Raw genomic sequence first — 17,308 nt, forward strand, 5'->3', positions numbered from 1 at the left:
GTCTCTTTCTTGAGCTACATCGGACAATGTTCTCAAAGCTGATAAAGCGTTAACAGCAGCTCTAGCATTATTTAATGGATTGTTAGAACCTAGCTGTTTGGCTAATATATTCTGAACACCTGCTAGTTCAAGAACTGTTCTCACAGCTCCTCCCGCGATAACTCCCGTACCTGGTGCTGCTGGTCGCATCATTACTTTAGCTCCACCACCAAAACCATTGACAGGATGTGGAATAGAGTTAGATTTTGTGAGTGGGACTTCTATCATGTGTTTTTTGCCATCCGCAACTCCTTTCTTAACAGCACCTATAACATCTGCTGCTTTACCCACTCCTACACCTACTTGACCTTTTTCATTGCCTACAACGACAATAGCCCGGAAACTCAGGTTTTTACCACCTTTAACAACTTTAGTTACTCGGCGAATTTGGACAACCCTTTCTTGCCATTCACTTTCTTTCTCTTTTGCACGGTTATTTTTTTTACGACGTTGCTGCTGTTCTGCCATAGTTGTTACCTTTTGTCAAGTTCATTTTTTGTGTGTAACTTTACTAATTATCTAGAAGTCTAATCCAGCTTCACGAGCTGCCTCAGCTAAAGCTTTTACACGACCATGATAGATATTTCCACCACGGTCGAAAACTACTTTTTCTATTCCTTTTTCCAGCGATCGCTGTGCAATTAATTTTCCTACTTGCACAGAAGCATCACAGTTAGCTCCTGAACTTGATTTTAATTCTGGTTCTACAGTTGATGCTGCAGCTAAGGTATGTTGTTTAGTATCATCAATTACTTGAGCATAGATATGCAGATTTGAGCGAAATACTGATAATCTAGGGCGTTCTGATGTACCAAATACCTTTTTTCGCACCCGACGATGCCGCTTTCTGAGAGAGTCTTGACGAGTATACTTCATTGTCTATTTCTTACCTGATTTACCTGCTTTGAGTTTAATCATTTCACCCGCATAGCGAATGCCTTTACCTTTGTATACTTCTGGTGGACGAACAGCACGAATTCGCGCAGCAGTATTTCCTACCAATTCTTTATTGATGCCAGTAACAATTACATTTGTATTATTTTCTACTGCCACCTGAATACCCTCAGGGGAAGGCATTTCTACTGGTTTACTGTAACCTACGTTTAAGATCAAGTTCTTGCCTTGAACTTGAGCACGATACCCTACTCCTTGAATTTGTAGTCGCTTTTCGTATCCTTTTGATACGCCTTCGACCATATTGGCAACTAAAGTTCTACATAGACCGTATCGCTGACGAGCGCGACGAGTTTCAGTTTGTGGTTTAACCACAACATTGTCTTCTTGCTGCTCGACAGCTATTTCTGGTGGCAAAACTCTAGACAGTTCACCTTTTGGGCCTTTTACTGTAACTTTTTGACCATCAATAGTAACGGTCACTTTGTTGGGAATCTTAATTGGAAGTTTACCAATTCGAGACATAGCTTTCTTTGTTTATATATAAGGTTGCTAGATATTGTTTTGTTTGGGTTAGTGAATAGCTCTCGAACAGACCTCTTGCAAAAGTTTTAATTACATCAATTCAAGACACGAAATCAACAGTTTTACCAAAAAAAAGTGGTTTTAAGCTTCCTTTTTTACAGAGATAAAAAGAAAAAAACTTTGAGTTGATCCTGTTCTTTTAAAGGATAATTAATTATTAATTATTAATTATTAATTATTAATTATTATTTACTACCAAACATAACAAAGGATTTCTCCTCCGATGCCTCTTTTTCTAGCTTCTCTATCAGTCATAATTCCACTAGATGTAGAAATAATAGCTATTCCTATTCCACCTAAAACTCGTGGTAATTCTTTACGATTTTTATATACCCGGAGTCCAGGTTTACTAACTCGCTTCAGATATCTAATAATGGGTTGTCGATTTTTGCCTTTGTATTTTAAAGAAATTACTAGGAACTTCTTAATACCTTCGCCTTCTTGTTCAAACCCACCAATAAAACCTTCCTCGCTCAATACTTTGGCAATACTGCGAGTCATCTTTGTTGCTGGAACTTTTGTTGTTGTATGTTGCGCCATGCAGGAGTTGCGAATTCGCGTCAACATATCAGATATTGTGTCGTTAGCCGCCATTTTTTCCTTTTTTCCTTAACTACTTTAAGTTAATTACTCCGAAAGGGCATTCCCATTTCTTTAAGTAACGCGCGACCTTCCTCATCAGTGTTAGCTGTGGTAATAATTGAAATATCCATTCCCCGAATTTGATCGATACTGTCATATTCTATTTCTGGAAAAATTAGCTGTTCTTTTAAGCCTAAGCTGTAATTTCCTCGACCGTCAAAGCTTTTAGGATTTATGCCTCTAAAGTCTCTAATTCTAGGTAATGCTAAATTAATTAGTCGGTCTAGAAATTCATACATTTTTCCAGAGCGTAGAGTCACCATAACTCCTACTGGCATTCCGTTACGAATTTTAAATCCGGCGATCGCTTTTTTTGCCCTAGTTACTACTGGTTTTTGGCCCGTAATTGTAGCTATTTCCTTGATTGATGAGTCTAGAGCTTTAGCATTTTGAGATGCTTCTCCTAAACCCCGGTTCAATGTTACTTTAACCAGTTTTGGTACCTGGTGAATATTTTTATACTTAAATTGCTCCATCATTTTAGGAACAATTTTTTCTTGATAAAAACTTTTTAGTCTCTCTGCCATAGTTTTAGTAACTATATAGTTTAGTAATTTATGCAGTAAAAAGTAATTTGATTTTGGTCTTTAATTTACTAGTTTCAACCATTTTTCTTCATACTTTTTCCTACAGTTTAATCAATAATTTCTCCTGTTTTTTTCAGCTTTCGCACTTTGCGACCATCATCTGTAAATGTGTAACAAATGCGACTAGCTACCTTTTCTTTGCTAGAGTAGAGCATAACGTTAGAGCTATGAATCGGAGCTTCAATGGTAACAATTTTACCTGACTCTCCTTCTTGCTGAGGTTTAACGTGCTTTGTTTTGACGTTAACATCTTTCACTACTACTTTGCTGATTTTTGGCAACACCTGCATAATTTCGCTTACTTTGCCTTTATCTTTTCCAGCAATTATTTGAACTGTGTCACCTTTTTTTACGTGCATTTTATAGCGTATAGGTTTTCCCTGTGCGCTCATTTGAGGTTTTTTCTTTTTAGCCATTTACAGTACCTCCGGTGCTAGGGATACGATTTTAGTGAAATTTTTGTCTCGTAATTCACGAGCTACTGGACCAAATACACGAGTTCCTCGTGGATTTCCATCCTGGTTGATAATTACTGCTGCATTATCATCAAATCTAATGCTCATACCACTATCTCGACGTAAACCTTTCCTAGTACGAACAACAACAGCTCTAACTACATCTGACTTTTTGACCGCCATGTTAGGAGATGCGTCTTTGACTACAGCTATTATAACGTCACCTATGCGAGCATAGCGACGATTACCACCACCTATTACACGGATGCACATTAATTTTCTGGCACCGCTATTATCAGCTACATTTAATATGGACTGTTGTTGAATCATTGCTGTTTTTGTGATTTTTATAGATGTGTTAGAATTAAAGTTAATTTATTTGTTAATTTTAATCGCTCCACCAAAGCCAATAAAATCAACTATTAACTAATCTTGGTATTTAGGATCTCAGCAAGTTGCCAACGTTTAGTACGACTCATTGGACGAGTTTCTGTAATCCGAACGCGATCGCCTTCGTTACATTTATTTTCTTCGTCGTGAACTTTATATTTTTTAGTTTTCACGACTGTTTTGCCGTACTTCGGGTGGGCAGACCGGTTTTCGATCGCCACCACTATTGTTTTGTCCATTTTGTTGCTGACAACTACACCTACTCTTTCTTTAGCTGCCATAATTTTCCTTGTTTTATGAATAATAAAGTGTGCTTTGATTTTCCCGATCAATCCTTTGAGAATGTCAACAATTAAGATTTTATTAATTGCCACACCTATTAAGTTTTTAATCTTTTATTCTGGACTATCTGCTGTTTCAACAGTTGTAGTCGAAGATTCACTTGAAGCTGATTCTGCTACTTCTTGAGTAGAAGCTTCTGCTTCTTTTTTTAATTCTCGTTCTCTTTCTATTGTTAACAATTGAGCCAGTCGATGACGATTATGTTTAAACTGGTGAGGTTTTTCCAATCTTCCGGTAGCTTTTAACATTCGTAAATTGAATAATTCTCGCTTAGTGTTAACTATTTCAGCGACAAGTTCGTCATCACTCAAATTCCTCACTTCTTCTATTTTAGGAAAAGGCATAGATTATTAATCTCCATCGCGTGTAATAAACCTAGTCTTAATTGGCAACTTAAATGATGCCAAACGCATAGCTTCGCGGGCGATGTCTTCTGCAACTCCGCCTAACTCAAACATAATGCGCCCTGGTTTAACTACTGCCACCCAATATTCTGGGGCACCTTTACCAGAACCCATACGGGTTTCTGCTGCTCGCATTGTTACGGGTTTATCTGGAAATATACGAATCCAAATTTTCCCACCCCTACGGATATAACGAGTCATGGCACGACGAGAAGCTTCTATTTGACGGGAAGTAATCCAAGAAGGTTCTAATGCTTGGAGAGCAAATTCGCCGAAGCTGATGGTATTACCACTATTTGCATTACCTCTCATTCGCCCGCGTTGCTGTTTACGGAATTTTGTTCTTTTAGGACTTAACATAGTCTACTATTTACTGCTTAATTTAGTATTTTCTTAGAAAGTCAGTTATGGTGCTACGCGCAATTCAAAAGTCAAAAGTCAAAAGTCAAAAGTAATATCTGACTGAGGGCGAAATGTTTTTGGATAGTTGCTCGCGTATACCCGTTACAAATTCTGAATTCTGAATTCTAAATTCTAAATTCTAAATTCATCCTTCGTTAGACCTGTCTTCATATTGCTGACGACGTTTTTGTTGTCTACGTTTTAGTTGACTTGGAGCATTTGTAACTTCTTCTTGACCAGGAATAATTTCTCCTTTGAAGATCCATACCTTGATCCCCAAGATGCCATAGATTGTTTTAGCAGTACAGTAGGCATAATCAATGTCAGCTCTCAATGTATGCAATGGCACACTACCTTCTCTTGTCACCTCGGTACGAGCAATTTCTGCTCCATTGACTCTTCCACTTACCTGCACTTTTATGCCTTCTACACCCGCTTTTTGAGCCCTAGTTATAGCTTGACGTACAACTCGACGAAAAGAAACCCTTTTTTCTAGTTGTTGAGCAATGTATTCACCAATAAGCATGGAATCAGTGTCTACTTTTGTCACTTCAACAACGTTGATTCTGATTTGACGGTTGCTGCCCAAAAGTTTTTGTAAACCTAATCTCAAAGACTCAATACCTGCTCCGCCTCTACCAACCACTACACCTGGTCTTGCCGTGCTAACTTCTAAGTCTATCTGGTCTGCTTTACGCTCAATTCTGATTTGAGATATCCCTGCATTTGCCAGAGTTTGCTTTACATATTTACGAATCTTGTGGTCTTCTTCCAACAGGTCTGGGTAGTTTTTAGCATCAGCGTACCAACGAGAACGATGCTCTTGGGTAATGCCTAATCTAAAACCAGTTGGATGTATTTTTTGTCCCATTACGTCTATAACTTAAATTAATGTTAATTTAATCGTTCAAATTCCTTTCTTTACTAATCAACTACAGGAGCTACTGCAACTGTAATGTGACAAGTAGGTTTACGAATTCTGTAAGCACGACCTTGAGCGCGAGGTCGGTAGCGTGGCAAACAAGGCCCTTGATCGGCAAAGGCTTTGGATACAACTAAGGTTTCTGGATCTATTCCTCTATTATGCTCGGCATTCGCTGCTGCTGAACGCAATGCTTTACGAACAGGATCGCAGGAACGATATGGCATAAATTCAAGTATGATCAACGCTTTCCGGTAAGAGATGCCGCGAATTTGGTCTAGTACACGTCGCACTTTAAAGGGAGACATTCGGATGTAACGTGCTACGGCTTTTACTTCTTCATTGGTATCTACAGGCATACCTTTCTCCAATTATCAATTTCAATGAGTTTTCTACTTATCTTTTAGATTTTCTATCTGAACCATGACCTCGATAGGTCCTAGTTGGTGCAAATTCCCCTAACTTATGGCCTACCATCTGATCGGAGATAAACACAGGGACATGTTGCCGTCCGTTATGTACTGCGATCGTATGACCTACCATGTCAGGAATAATAGTTGAAGCTCTTGACCAAGTTTTAATTACTTGTTTTTGATTTTTCTCGTTTAAATCTTCTATTTTTTTCAATAGACGATCTGCGATGAATGGTCCTTTTTTTAAAGATCGAGCCATAATTTAATCTATGATTGATTTAATACTATTCAAGTTAGAGTTCAAAGCTTTTTTTCGTAACTGCTCAAGTTGATGCACAGTATTAGATTTATCAAAATGACTGGGTTACGCCACCCCATCTTTTCAGACGAAACGTTTTTTGGGGCTTGCTCAAATCCCCGTTACAAAAACAACTACTGACTTCTAAATTCTGAAGACTGGCTTTAGCTTTGACGTCCACCCTTACCTCGTTTAGAGGATTTACGACGACGTTGTACGATTAAAGCATCACTCCGTTTTTTCTTCTTACGAGTTTTCAGACCTAATGCTGGCTTACCCCAAGGAGTAACTGGTCCACTTCTACCAACTGGTGCCCGGCCTTCACCACCACCATGAGGGTGATCGACTGGGTTCATCACACTACCTCTAACTGTTGGTCTCTTGCCTTTCCAGCGATTGCGACCTGCTTTACCTAGGCTAATATTTCTATGATCGACATTGCCTACTTGGCCAATAGTTGCGTAGCAACTTGCTCTGACTTTACGCCGTTCACCAGAAGGGAGTTTGATTGTTACATATTCGCCTTCTTTTGCTACCACTTGAGCGGCGGCACCAGCAGCACGAACTATTTGTCCTCCTTTGCCTGGAACAAGTTCCACATTATGAACATCTGTACCCAGGGGAATTTGACTCAGAGGTAAAGCGTTACCAATTTCGATTGGAGCGTTTACACCAGAAATAATGGATGCACCAACTTTTAGTCCTACAGGATGAAGGATATAACGTTTTTCTCCATCTTGATAATGTAGTAGTGCTATTCTGGCGTTCCGGTTTGGATCGTATTCTACTGATGCTACTTTGGCCGGAATATTATGTTTATTACGACGGAAGTCGATAACACGATATAGTTTTTTGCTACCTCCGCCTCGGTGACGACAGGTAATTACACCACGGCTGTTACGACCCTTTTTTCTATGCTTGTTTTTTACCAGAGACTTTTCTGGTTTTGAGGTAGTTATCTCAGCAAAGTCTGATACACTATGTTCTCGGGTACTTGGAGTATAGGGTCGGTAAGAACGAATACCCATAATTAATTTTCTATCCCACTTGAGATTTTACAGATTTAAAGATTTTAAATTTAGTTGAGTTTTCTTAGAGGTCTGGGAATAGAACTTTTCTAATTGGTTCCCCATCTTCTAAGCTAACAATTGCTCTTTTGTATCTAGGTTTGAAGCCTTGAAATTTACCTACTCTTTTCTTTTTTCTTGGTAAATTTAGGGTGTTCATTCCTATTACTTTTACTTCAAATAGTTGTTCAATTGCTGCTTTGATCATTGGCTTTGTAGCCCTTGGATCTACATCAAATGTGTATTGATTTAGTTCCATTAATCTAGTAGCTTTTTCTGTAACAACTGGGCATTTTACTATATCCACTAAATCTCGTGAATCAACTTTTATCCCCATATATCTCCTGAATTTTCTCTATTGCTGCTGCTGTAGCTATGATTTTATCTGCTTCTAGAATATCGTAAATATTCAAGTTATTAGCTAGAGACATTTTCAGTTTCGCAATATTACGACCTGACAAATATACATTTTCCTGTCTCTCTTCTAATACCAGCAGAACTTTAGATTCTGGCTCTACTCCCCAACGAGCGATCGCTTGGACTAATTCTTTGGTTTTTGGTTTTGTTAATTGCTCGGAAATATTGTCGATCGCAATTAAGTCTTCTGAACGACTTTGGAAGGCGGTGCTGAGTGCCAGACGTTTTTCCTTGCGGTTCATTTTATGGGAGTAGTCTCTTGGTTTAGGACCAAAAATTACACCACCACCACGCCATAGAGGGGAACGGATCGAACCTGCTCTTGCTCTACCTGTTCCTTTTTGTCTCCAAGGTTTACGACCTCCACCTCTGACTTCCGATCTTGTTTTCGTGCTGGCTGTTCCTTGGCGGTTATTCGCCATTTGTAGTCTTAAAGACCTATGAACAACATGGGCTGCACTTTCTTCTTTTGCTACTCGTAAGTTGAGAGTTGCTTGTCCAACTTCTTCACCTTGCCAGTTTTTGATGACACAATCAACCATGTTTTTCCTATTTTTGACCTACTATGTTGGCTGGAGCAATGCTGACTAATGTGCCTGGTTTACCAGGAATGCTTCCTTTGATCAGCAATAAGTCTCTTTCTGTATCTATTCTCACTACTTTGAGTTTTCTAGTAGTGACTCGCACGTTTCCTAAATGCCCTGCCATTTTCTTACCTGGATAAACACGTCCTGGAGTTGTTCCTGGACCTGTAGAACCTGGCAAACGATGGTTTTTGGAACCGTGAGCCATTGGTCCACGTCTAAAGTTGTGACGTTTCTGATAGCCAGCAAAGCCTTTACCAATACTTTTTCCTGTGACGTCAACGAGTTGGCCTGCTTCAAATAGATCGACTTTTATTTGTTGACCTAGTTCAAAGTTACCTGTATTTTCTACTCTGTATTCTCGTAGATGACGTAAGGGAATACCGCCTGATTTTACTAAGTGCCCTTGTTGAGCATTGGTCAAATACCTATTAACTTCTTTTGGCTCTTTAATATTGAGTTGACGGGTCTTATTTTTGGCTTCTCCATATCCTATTTGAATTGAAGTATAACCGTCTGTTTGTTCGGTTTTAATTTGGGTTACTACACATGGACCAGCTTGTACGACTGTTACAGGAATTGCTGCTCCTGTTTCAGCTTCAAATACTTGTGTCATGCCCAGTTTTTTGCCCAGGATACCAACTACCACTGTCGCTCTCCTATACTTTATTTATGCACTACAACAATAATGTTTTTTTATGAAAATAATTTGTCTTTTTTAACAGACTGTTTTTTACCTAATAGTTAATAAATCATACTATTTACACACAAAAATATATCTTGGTGATTTTTAATTTGTTCACCATAGATAATAATTTAAACTTATCCTTATTACAAAAGTAGTTAATTTCCTGACTATTTCTTAGGGTTGATAGCCTCAGCCAATGGTTAGGAATACTAAGCTTCTGTTTGATTTATTTTATTAGGATATGTTTTACTGTCTCAACCAAGTTAGATTATCAACTTTGATGCTTTTTCAGATGACATCAGAATTAAAAATATTCTTAGGATTAAACCAGTATTGAACTAATGACTTAAGCTTGTATTAGTTTTGATTCCAATTTTTTCTCTTAGAGGATATCTGACAAAGTTTTTTTATACTTAATTTTGCCCCCCGAGCAAGCCAACTTTGGGGGGAACAAGAGTCAATTTGTTTCTACAAAGTCCCCCAGAAACTGAGTTTTGCCCCCCGAGCAAGCCAACTTTGGGGGGAACAAGAGTCAATTTGTTTCTACAAAGTCCCCCAATTTTGGGGTATTTAGGGGGCGAGTAATGTAGCAAATGGGACTTCTTAGACAACCTCTTCATACTAGAGAAATTATGAAACTAATACTCAGCATGAAAATATATTATCGCTTGCTGATAACGATAATATTTATGCTTGCCAGCTATTATTCTTTAGCTTTCTGTCTTTAGTTCTAGTTCTTACTCTATGGTCACCAGGACTTGAGTAGCTTGCTAATCAGTATCCTTTTTCTTTTAGGAAGTATAAAGGTTTATAAAATCAACTATTTCTTGATTTTTAGCCTTGAAATAGCTAGCCGGGTAATAACTTACCAGACTTCATATATATAACCCCAATATTAAGATTGAACTCAATCAAAGAGTTAATATTAGGTCATACTTACCTATTACTTCACTTTTTTTGGCGACAATATATAATTGTATAGTATTTACTAGGACTTGTCTAGTGGTTTAAATAATTTTTTTTCAGGTCGCTAGGAACACAAGTATCTTTGGTTTAAACAACTATAATGTAGACCAAATGTAATAACCTAGAATCTAAAAATTAGGAAAAAGATTAAGCATGGCACTTATTACGACTGGTCGAGGAATGATTAAAGATTTGGAGAAGTCTGGGTCTTTAGCCGTTTATGTTCCTTTGGAGGGAGGGTTTGAAGGGCGTTATCAACGTCGGCTAAGGGCTTCTGGCTATGTAAGTCACAATATTACTGCTAGAGGTCTTGGCGATTTGGCCATGTATCTGACAGGGGTGCATGGAGTCAGACCTCCTCACTTAGGTAAGAAAAGTACGGGTAATGGTGCAGCAGTTGGTTATGTTTACTATGTACCGCCAATTGTCAGCTATCGATTGGAACAGTTACCACCTAAAGCGAAGGGTTTGGTTTTGTGGATTATAGAAGGTCAGATTCTATCTAGTCAAGAAATTGAGTATTTAACTGTCTTACCTAAATCAGAACCACGAGTCAAGGTGGTAGTGGAAATGGGTGGCGATCGCTTCTTTAGATGGACACCACTTCAAAATGCTTTAGTACCTGCTTAAAGAATTTTTGAGCTAACATTATATCTTTGTACTTCAAATTTTTTTGAGCTAAAGGCTCTACTATATACAGCGTGAGAGAACGCTATTATCCCCTAATTTCGCTAAAAAAAGGCCACTGGTTCAAGTTAATCTGTGGGGCCAGCTTTCAACATCTGCCAACAGTAAGAAATTTAACATTAGCTTATACTTTGGCAGGTGCAGATTGTATTGATGTGGCTGCCGATCCGGCGGCGATCGCTTCTGCCCAACAGGCTTTACAGGTAGCAAGGGGTCTTGAAGATTGGGCCAAGTCACAGGGATTTGGCTATAAAACAGTACCATGGATAATGGTAAGTATCAATGATGGAGAAGATCCTCATTTTCGCAAAGCTGAGTTTGACCCTACTGTTTGCCCCACAGACTGCTGGCGACCTTGTGAGAGAGTCTGTCCGGCAGATGCTATAGTTTTTTCTGAAGATAGAGATACTATAACTCCTGGTAGTTCAGGGGTTATAGATGAACTTTGCTACGGTTGTGGAAGATGTTTGTCTGTATGCCCTAAGCAACTAATACAGGCTCGCTCTTATGTATCTACTCCTACTTCTATTGCATCATTAGTATTGCAGACTGGTGTAGATGCTATTGAAATTCACACCCAAGTTGGAAGAGAAAGTGATTTTCAGCGACTCTGGAAAAGCATAAAACCTTGGGTAAGTCAATTAAAACTAATTGCTATTAGTTGCCCTGATGGAGAAGGGTTAGTAGAATATTTACAAAGTTTGTATGAAATTATCTCTCCTCTTCCTTGTACTCTAATCTGGCAAACTGATGGTAAGCCAATGAGTGGAGATATTGGGGCAGGTAGCACAATGGCTGCGATCGCATTGAGTCAAAAGGTTTTGAATGCAAAACTACCAGGGTATGTGCAGCTAGCAGGAGGCACAAATAATTCTACTGTAGCCAAGCTTGTTGCTAAAGGTTTGCTAGCTTCTGAAAATAATAAACAGGAAGACTCTGCTAAAAACTTAAATACTCATATTCCGGAAAATAGATTTGTTTCTGGTGTAGCTTATGGTAGCTATGCCCGCGTTTTGTTGTCACCAATTTTGGAAAAATTAGAAACAATGCACAAATCACAGCTGCAGGCAATTGAATCTGTCTACAGCACAACTACCGCTAATGCCAAAGAACTCACTAATAATTCCCAGCTAACAAAGCTGGAAGTTTTACCGGAACTTCTTTGGGAAGCTGTCAGTTTAGCTAACTCTCTGGTTTCCCAAATCAAAAAAATCTGATCATCTTAATAGAATGAGAAATTAGTAATGAATTTCCATGAACGAAGGCAGAAGGCAGAAGGCAGAGGGCATCCCCTATGCCTTTCCTGAAATATCATCAGGACTTACGCCAAGGCACTATATATAATGCTTGGTGCGTTACGCTAGCGCTAACACACCCTACCAGTAGCTATGCCTTTCCTGATATATCATATAGCAATTTGCGCTGGCTTATGTACAAATTGCAGGAACTGTCCAATAGCTAAAAGTCTCATAAAATTGGCTTTTTATTCCCCCTATTGCCTGTTGCCTGTTGCCTGTTGCCTGCGCGCAGCGCTATAGTTTCAGTTTTTGCCTCAAAAGCTTTTTTCTCACCCACCAGTAGAATAGAAGTAACTTTTAACAAAGTATGCAGATTACAGACGACCTTTATAGATTACTAGAAATTGTACCAGACCAAGTTAGACGGCCTCTACTGCAACATCAACAGCGAAATAACCTAATCGAAATTGTGATGGATCTGGGTCGTCTCCCAGAAGCTCGTTTTCCATCCCATGCAGAGTACCTGGGCGAAATTCCGATTTCTAGAAAAGACCTCAATTATTCTATAGAACGAGTTGGTCATTTTAGCAGCGATAATCGAGCAGGTATTGAGCAAACGCTACACCGGATTAGTGCTATTCGCAATCGCACCGGAGAAGTTATTGGTTTAACTTGTCGAGTGGGGCGGGCAGTCTTTGGCACAATTGGTATGATTCGCGAGTTGGTGGAAACCGGAAGGTCAATTTTGATGCTCGGTCGCCCTGGTGTAGGAAAAACAACGGCACTACGAGAAATTGCACGGGTGCTGGCTGATGAATTAGAAAAACGGGTGGTGATTATTGATAGCTCTAATGAAATTGCTGGGGATGGAGATGTTCCTCACCCTGCTATTGGTCGTGCCCGCCGAATGCAAGTTGCTCGCCCGGAACAACAGCATCAAGTGATGATTGAGGCGGTGGAAAATCATATGCCAGAGGTGATTGTGATTGATGAGATTGGTACGGAATTGGAGGCTCTGGCAGCGAGAACTATTGCAGAGCGGGGCGTACAGTTAGTGGGGACTGCTCATGGTAATCAGATGGAAAATTTGCTAAAAAATCCGACTCTATCCGATTTAATTGGGGGTATTCAGGCTGTAACTTTGGGAGATGACGAAGCACGACGTCGGGGTTCTCAAAAGACTGTTTTGGAACGTAAGGCACCGCCAACTTTTGAAATTGCTGTGGAAATGCTGGAAAGACAGCGTTGGGTAGTTCACGAGCAGGTGGCTGATACTGTTGATGCTTTGCTGCGGGGGCAGAAACCTAATCCACAGGTGAGGACTGTAGATGAGAATGGTGAGGTGAAGATTACACGAGAGTATAGTACTCCAAGATTGGGTGGGGGTGTTAATCAGAATGCGGGATCGCTATTGGGAAAGTCAGGGGGAATGTTGATTTCTCGTGGTGGTTTTCGTGATTCTGGTTATATTATGCCATTGCCTAATACTGGTCAAGTTAATCGATCGGTAGAGGTTTCTGAGTCTAAGTCTTTTGAAGAATTATTGGATGAGTCTTTCTCGGAAAATGGAATGTTTTCTAATGGTAATGGCAATATAGGAGGTTGGGAAGCTCAGACAACTGGCCCGAATGGTGAGGATTTACCTTTACATATCTATCCTTATGCAATTCCACGTCATCAAATGGAACAGGTGATTAGTACTTTGGGTTTGCCTGTGGTTTTGACTAAGGATATTGATAGTGCGGATGTGGTGTTGGCTTTGCGGACACACACCAGGAAACAGTCTAAGTTACGGCATATTGCTAAGGCTCGTCATGTGCCTATTCATGTGATTAAGAATAGTGGTTTGCCTCAAATTGCTAAGGCACTACGACGGTTATTGGATATGGAAGATCCTAGTACTCCTGAGTTTGCTGATTTGAATTTGTTTGCTGCTTCTGCTTCGGAAGATGAGATGGAGGCTTTGGAGGAAGCACGGTTAGCAGTGGAGCAAATTGTGATTCCAAAGGGTCAACCTGTGGAACTTTTGCCACGGTCTCCAAAGGTGCGGAAGATGCAGCATGAACTTGTGGAACATTATCGCTTGAAGTCTTCTAGTTTTGGAGATGAGCCTAACCGACGTCTGCGCATTTATCCAGCGTAAGGGAGTAAGGGAGTAAGGGAGTGGGGGAGTGGGGGAGTGGGAAGAAACCAAAATGCATCCTCTTTCTTTTAACTAACCTGCTCGTAGTTGGGCTTTAGCCTAACATTAAGTTTCATTAATTAGCCTACAGGAAGCTCCGAAGATCGACCCCTTGTGACTTTCGTTATCGTGGGGTTGCACCGCTACTCCCTAAATTTTTTATTGTGGTTATTCAAAAAGACGCGATCTAAAACAAGTATTTATAGCGCTACGCGCTAGGCAACAGGCAACAGGCAACAGGCAACAGTAAACTGTGAGTGGGTTTGGTGGATTTAGGAATGTCCTAACCTAAACTTGTAGCGCTATAAAGGGCTAAAGCCCAACTACAGACAAATTAAGTTAAAATTGCTGTCGCTAGGGATACTCCTTGAAATATCTATATTTGACTTGAAAAGCGCGAGCCCGATAACTGTATAACAGGATTTTATATTATCAGGATATTTTTATTCTATAAAAATGAATGGAACTCTATTACAAAAATTTATTCAATTGATTGCAGATTATGTAGGCTTGCAGATTCGAGAGCAAGATTATGATAATTTATGTAATAAGATATTTGTGCGAATTAGATCGCTAAAACTATCTTTACCCGAGCAATATTATCAAATCTTAAAAAGTCAAAATCAAACAAGTAAAAATGAATGGGAAAAATTCATAACGTTGTTAACTGTAACTGAAAGTTATTTCTTTAGAGACTGGGGACAATTTGAGTTATTAAAAAATGTTATTTTGCCGGAAATTATTAAGTCTAAAAAAGCATCTAATGAAAAAGTATTAAAGATTTGGAGTGCAGGATGTTCGACAGGTGAAGAGCCTTATTCTTTAGCAATTATTGTTCAAGAATTAATACCTAACTGGAAAGACTGGAATATTTTGATTTTAGGAACGGATATTAATGAAGTAGCATTAGGGAAAGCAAGAGAAGGAATTTATAGTCATTGGTCGTTTCGTTTGCTAGAACAACAAATACAACATAAGTATTTTGATCAATTTCAGGGAAAATGGAAACTTAAAGAACAAGTAAAAAAAAGGGTTAAGTTTAACAATATAAATTTAGTCAGAGATAATTTTCCTAGTCATATTGATTTGATTTTATGTCGCAATGTATTTGTATATTTTGAAGCTAAATCTATCTTATTGGTAATTAATAAATTTTATAACTCTCTGAACAAGGGAGGGTATTTAATGACAGGTCATGCTGAATTATATAGTCAATTAATTGATAAGTTTCAGGCGATAAGTTTTCCAGAATCTCTAGTTTATCAGCGCGTACAATATCGGCAACCTGAGAATCATTTAGTTGATGATAGTTCTGCAATAATTGGAAGGAATTTAATATCTATAAATAAAAGTTTAAACTCTGCATTAATTAATTCAAAATCTAACGTTAGTATCTCTAGTAATTATGAGATTTGCTATAGTACTAATAAAAAAATATTATTTGATTTAGACTCAAAAAAAAACGTCCGAGAAAAAATAAATAGTAACTACTCTATTGAATCAGACCGGAATTTACTAGAAGCAGAGGCGTTATTTGAATGTAAAGCTTATGTTGATGCAATTAAAAAGGCAGAACAATTTATTAATTTACATCCGAAAAATTTTAGGGCATATAAGTTACTTGCTCAATTGTATGCAAATTTAGGCAAGTATGAATCTGCTACTTTTTACTGCTATAAAGCAATAGAGGTAAATTATTTATCAGTATATCCTTACTATTTATTAGTGAATATAGCAGAAGAAGAGGGAGATATAAAAAAAGCAAAAATGTTGTTAAAGCAGATAATTTATCTTTCTCCACTAGAAATTCCTGCTTATCTAGAACTTAGTTCGATATATGAAGTACAGCAAGATATTACACGAGCTAAAAAGATGAAAAATACAGCTCTAGAACTACTGAGAAAATTACCTAATGATGCTACTGTAGAGTATAAAGGAGGAATCAAAGTGTGTGAATTGATAAAATATTTAGAAATTTAGAAAATGTCTAGATTAGATTTGCTCGAAGACGAAGATGGAAAATAAATCATATCTGATATTTTTACAGAATAACTCTTTCTATGGAATAGAAGCATTATCCGTTAGAGAAGTATTTTTATTGCCCGAAGTAACAGCGATCGCTGAAATGCCAGACTCTATTATTGGTGTGATTAATTTGAGGGGAAATATATTACCTTTGATGGATCTAAATATTCGTCTAGGATATGGGCAAAGAGATTATTCTTTAACAGATAATGTCGTTGTTATTGAATGGCAACAATTTACTATTGGTATTATTGTAAATGAAGTTTACGAAGTTAAAAATATTCCAGTAACAGAAATAAAAAAAGAACTATATAGTTATGGAAATGATAGACATCATCAATCAAATTTAGTCACAGGGTTGGCTAATTTGGAAGAGAAATTAATTATTCTATTGTCTAGTAAGCATTTAATTCAGTATGTAGAAGTACCTGATTTTTCTGTAGATCAACCCCCCAAAATAGATGTTTTGATTAAAGAAAAGTCCTTAGAAAAAATCACAGAAAATCAAAATTTTTCCAGGTTAGTATTTTGCCCAAACGCTACATCAAAAGAAAGATATATCTTCCAAGAGCGGGCAAAAAAAATGAGATTATCTACTCATATTCAAGATGTTAGTCACTTAATTCCACTAGCAGTAATTGGTTTAAATGAAGAATATTTTGGTATTGATTTGAAAGTAGTACGGGAATTTACTTACATCCACAAAGTTACTCCTATTCCTTGTACTCCAGAACATATCTTTGGTAATATTAATCTACGGGGTGAAATTATTACTTTAGTAAATATTCGTGGGTTGTTAAATATGCAGATTTATCAAAATAAAAATAACAAAAATCAAGCATTAATTTTTGAGGTAGATGATTTTGTTGGTGGTATTAGAGTAGATGAAATCTTTGATGTTCTATATCTTAATCCTTTAGATATTAAATCAATTCCTGCTACTATTAATCACGATATAACTCACAATGAATATTTATTGGGAACTGCAATGTACCGAGAAAAAATGATGAGTATTATCAATTTTAAGAAAATTATTACGCAAAAAAGCTTAGTTGTTGAGCAAGAAGTATAATTGTAAGCA

At 38.0% G+C, this 17,308-nt stretch carries 22 protein-coding genes; 5 read left to right on the top strand and 17 right to left on the bottom strand.

Translation table 11 applies throughout. The annotated features are described in order from the left end of the window. The 17 genes from rpsE to rplC form a co-directional block, all read right to left on the bottom strand. On the bottom strand, positions 1 to 507 hold a 507-nt coding region (rpsE, locus tag AC3DU7_RS02720; RefSeq protein ID WP_488037832.1), incomplete at its 3' end, for a 30S ribosomal protein S5. Between the two features lie 51 nt (positions 508 to 558). Beyond that, on the bottom strand, positions 559 to 915 hold the full coding sequence (gene rplR, locus AC3DU7_RS02725; protein WP_488037833.1) for a 50S ribosomal protein L18: 357 nt from the start codon (positions 913 to 915) through the stop codon (positions 559 to 561). 3 nt (positions 916 to 918) lie between these two features. Beyond that, complete coding sequence (rplF, locus tag AC3DU7_RS02730) at positions 919 to 1,458, bottom strand: 50S ribosomal protein L6 (protein WP_488037834.1); 540 nt, start codon at positions 1,456 to 1,458, stop codon at positions 919 to 921. 252 nt (positions 1,459 to 1,710) lie between these two features. Continuing rightward, a complete protein-coding gene (gene rpsH / locus AC3DU7_RS02735; protein WP_488037835.1) occupies positions 1,711 to 2,112 on the bottom strand; it encodes a 30S ribosomal protein S8 in 402 nt (133 codons plus the stop codon). A gap of 29 nt (positions 2,113 to 2,141) precedes the next feature. Next, positions 2,142 to 2,687 (bottom strand): 50S ribosomal protein L5, encoded by a 546-nt coding sequence (gene rplE / locus AC3DU7_RS02740; protein ID WP_488037836.1) that lies wholly within the window; start codon positions 2,685 to 2,687, stop codon positions 2,142 to 2,144. A gap of 107 nt (positions 2,688 to 2,794) precedes the next feature. After that, complete coding sequence (rplX, locus tag AC3DU7_RS02745) at positions 2,795 to 3,163, bottom strand: 50S ribosomal protein L24 (RefSeq protein WP_488037837.1); 369 nt, start codon at positions 3,161 to 3,163, stop codon at positions 2,795 to 2,797. After that, entirely contained in the window at positions 3,164 to 3,532 is a 369-nt protein-coding gene (gene rplN, locus AC3DU7_RS02750) for a 50S ribosomal protein L14 (RefSeq protein WP_202225079.1), read from the bottom strand. Positions 3,533 to 3,624: 92 nt separating this feature from the next. After that, positions 3,625 to 3,873: a 30S ribosomal protein S17 gene (gene rpsQ, locus AC3DU7_RS02755; protein WP_488037856.1), complete on the bottom strand. Its 249-nt coding sequence runs from the start codon at positions 3,871 to 3,873 to the stop codon at positions 3,625 to 3,627. A gap of 114 nt (positions 3,874 to 3,987) precedes the next feature. After that, positions 3,988 to 4,278, bottom strand: coding sequence for a 50S ribosomal protein L29 (gene rpmC / locus AC3DU7_RS02760; protein WP_488037838.1), 291 nt, complete (start codon positions 4,276 to 4,278; stop codon positions 3,988 to 3,990). A gap of 6 nt (positions 4,279 to 4,284) precedes the next feature. After that, positions 4,285 to 4,698: a 50S ribosomal protein L16 gene (gene rplP / locus AC3DU7_RS02765; protein WP_488037839.1), complete on the bottom strand. Its 414-nt coding sequence runs from the start codon at positions 4,696 to 4,698 to the stop codon at positions 4,285 to 4,287. Between the two features lie 187 nt (positions 4,699 to 4,885). Further along, positions 4,886 to 5,611 (bottom strand): 30S ribosomal protein S3, encoded by a 726-nt coding sequence (gene rpsC / locus AC3DU7_RS02770; protein WP_488037840.1) that lies wholly within the window; start codon positions 5,609 to 5,611, stop codon positions 4,886 to 4,888. A 53-nt stretch (positions 5,612 to 5,664) separates the two neighbouring features. Continuing rightward, positions 5,665 to 6,021 carry a 50S ribosomal protein L22 gene (gene rplV, locus AC3DU7_RS02775; RefSeq protein ID WP_488037841.1) on the bottom strand — a complete coding sequence of 119 codons (357 nt, stop codon included), beginning with the start codon at positions 6,019 to 6,021 and terminating at the stop codon, positions 5,665 to 5,667. A 37-nt stretch (positions 6,022 to 6,058) separates the two neighbouring features. Then, the gene (gene rpsS, locus AC3DU7_RS02780; protein WP_488037842.1) at positions 6,059 to 6,334 is read right to left on the bottom strand and encodes a 30S ribosomal protein S19; all 276 of its coding nucleotides are present in this window, start codon (positions 6,332 to 6,334) and stop codon (positions 6,059 to 6,061) included. Between the two features lie 203 nt (positions 6,335 to 6,537). Next, positions 6,538 to 7,401 (bottom strand): 50S ribosomal protein L2, encoded by an 864-nt coding sequence (gene rplB, locus AC3DU7_RS02785; protein ID WP_488037843.1) that lies wholly within the window; start codon positions 7,399 to 7,401, stop codon positions 6,538 to 6,540. 64 nt (positions 7,402 to 7,465) lie between these two features. Then, a complete protein-coding gene (locus tag AC3DU7_RS02790; protein WP_287522673.1) occupies positions 7,466 to 7,777 on the bottom strand; it encodes a 50S ribosomal protein L23 in 312 nt (103 codons plus the stop codon). Continuing rightward, on the bottom strand, positions 7,761 to 8,399 hold the full coding sequence (rplD, locus tag AC3DU7_RS02795; RefSeq protein WP_488037844.1) for a 50S ribosomal protein L4: 639 nt from the start codon (positions 8,397 to 8,399) through the stop codon (positions 7,761 to 7,763). The genes AC3DU7_RS02790 and rplD overlap by 17 nt, the downstream gene beginning before the upstream one ends. Before the next feature lie 7 nt (positions 8,400 to 8,406). After that, positions 8,407 to 9,090: a 50S ribosomal protein L3 gene (gene rplC, locus AC3DU7_RS02800; protein WP_488037845.1), complete on the bottom strand. Its 684-nt coding sequence runs from the start codon at positions 9,088 to 9,090 to the stop codon at positions 8,407 to 8,409. Between the two features lie 1,158 nt (positions 9,091 to 10,248). Between rplC and ndhN the strand changes: the two genes are divergently transcribed. The 5 genes from ndhN to AC3DU7_RS02825 all read left to right on the top strand — a co-directional run bounded on the left by ndhN (position 10,249) and on the right by AC3DU7_RS02825 (position 17,299). Next, positions 10,249 to 10,725 (top strand): NAD(P)H-quinone oxidoreductase subunit N, encoded by a 477-nt coding sequence (ndhN, locus tag AC3DU7_RS02805; protein WP_488037846.1) that lies wholly within the window; start codon positions 10,249 to 10,251, stop codon positions 10,723 to 10,725. Between the two features lie 71 nt (positions 10,726 to 10,796). Continuing rightward, positions 10,797 to 11,999 carry a circadian clock protein LdpA gene (gene ldpA, locus AC3DU7_RS02810; protein WP_488037847.1) on the top strand — a complete coding sequence of 401 codons (1,203 nt, stop codon included), beginning with the start codon at positions 10,797 to 10,799 and terminating at the stop codon, positions 11,997 to 11,999. Between the two features lie 388 nt (positions 12,000 to 12,387). Then, the gene (locus AC3DU7_RS02815; protein WP_488037848.1) at positions 12,388 to 14,163 is read left to right on the top strand and encodes a R3H domain-containing nucleic acid-binding protein; all 1,776 of its coding nucleotides are present in this window, start codon (positions 12,388 to 12,390) and stop codon (positions 14,161 to 14,163) included. Between the two features lie 495 nt (positions 14,164 to 14,658). Further along, positions 14,659 to 16,182, top strand: a complete 1,524-nt coding sequence (locus tag AC3DU7_RS02820; protein ID WP_488037849.1) for a CheR family methyltransferase — start codon at positions 14,659 to 14,661, stop codon at positions 16,180 to 16,182. A gap of 34 nt (positions 16,183 to 16,216) precedes the next feature. After that, positions 16,217 to 17,299, top strand: coding sequence for a chemotaxis protein CheW (locus AC3DU7_RS02825; RefSeq protein WP_488037850.1), 1,083 nt, complete (start codon positions 16,217 to 16,219; stop codon positions 17,297 to 17,299). Positions 17,300 to 17,308 lie beyond the last annotated feature (9 nt).

This window comes from Okeania sp., assembly GCF_983059655.1.

Bases quoted from the DNA above. Each gene is read 5' to 3' on its own strand.
- rplR (WP_488037833.1), bottom strand. From the start codon at position 915: ATGAAGTATACTCGTCAAGACTCTCTCAGAAAGCGGCATCGTCGGGTG.
- rplF (WP_488037834.1), bottom strand. From the start codon at position 1,458: ATGTCTCGAATTGGTAAACTTCCAATTAAGATTCCCAACAAAGTGACC.
- rpsH (WP_488037835.1), bottom strand. From the start codon at position 2,112: ATGGCGGCTAACGACACAATATCTGATATGTTGACGCGAATTCGCAAC.
- rplE (WP_488037836.1), bottom strand. From the start codon at position 2,687: ATGGCAGAGAGACTAAAAAGTTTTTATCAAGAAAAAATTGTTCCTAAA.
- rplX (WP_488037837.1), bottom strand. From the start codon at position 3,163: ATGGCTAAAAAGAAAAAACCTCAAATGAGCGCACAGGGAAAACCTATA.
- rplN (WP_202225079.1), bottom strand. From the start codon at position 3,532: ATGATTCAACAACAGTCCATATTAAATGTAGCTGATAATAGCGGTGCC.
- rpsQ (WP_488037856.1), bottom strand. From the start codon at position 3,873: ATGGCAGCTAAAGAAAGAGTAGGTGTAGTTGTCAGCAACAAAATGGAC.
- rpmC (WP_488037838.1), bottom strand. From the start codon at position 4,278: ATGCCTTTTCCTAAAATAGAAGAAGTGAGGAATTTGAGTGATGACGAA.
- rplP (WP_488037839.1), bottom strand. From the start codon at position 4,698: ATGTTAAGTCCTAAAAGAACAAAATTCCGTAAACAGCAACGCGGGCGA.
- rpsC (WP_488037840.1), bottom strand. From the start codon at position 5,611: ATGGGACAAAAAATACATCCAACTGGTTTTAGATTAGGCATTACCCAA.
- rplV (WP_488037841.1), bottom strand. From the start codon at position 6,021: ATGCCTGTAGATACCAATGAAGAAGTAAAAGCCGTAGCACGTTACATC.
- rpsS (WP_488037842.1), bottom strand. From the start codon at position 6,334: ATGGCTCGATCTTTAAAAAAAGGACCATTCATCGCAGATCGTCTATTG.
- rplB (WP_488037843.1), bottom strand. From the start codon at position 7,401: ATGGGTATTCGTTCTTACCGACCCTATACTCCAAGTACCCGAGAACAT.
- AC3DU7_RS02790 (WP_287522673.1), bottom strand. From the start codon at position 7,777: ATGGGGATAAAAGTTGATTCACGAGATTTAGTGGATATAGTAAAATGC.
- rplD (WP_488037844.1), bottom strand. From the start codon at position 8,399: ATGGTTGATTGTGTCATCAAAAACTGGCAAGGTGAAGAAGTTGGACAA.
- ndhN (WP_488037846.1), top strand. From the start codon at position 10,249: ATGGCACTTATTACGACTGGTCGAGGAATGATTAAAGATTTGGAGAAG.
- AC3DU7_RS02815 (WP_488037848.1), top strand. From the start codon at position 12,388: ATGCAGATTACAGACGACCTTTATAGATTACTAGAAATTGTACCAGAC.
- AC3DU7_RS02820 (WP_488037849.1), top strand. From the start codon at position 14,659: ATGAATGGAACTCTATTACAAAAATTTATTCAATTGATTGCAGATTAT.
- AC3DU7_RS02825 (WP_488037850.1), top strand. From the start codon at position 16,217: ATGGAAAATAAATCATATCTGATATTTTTACAGAATAACTCTTTCTAT.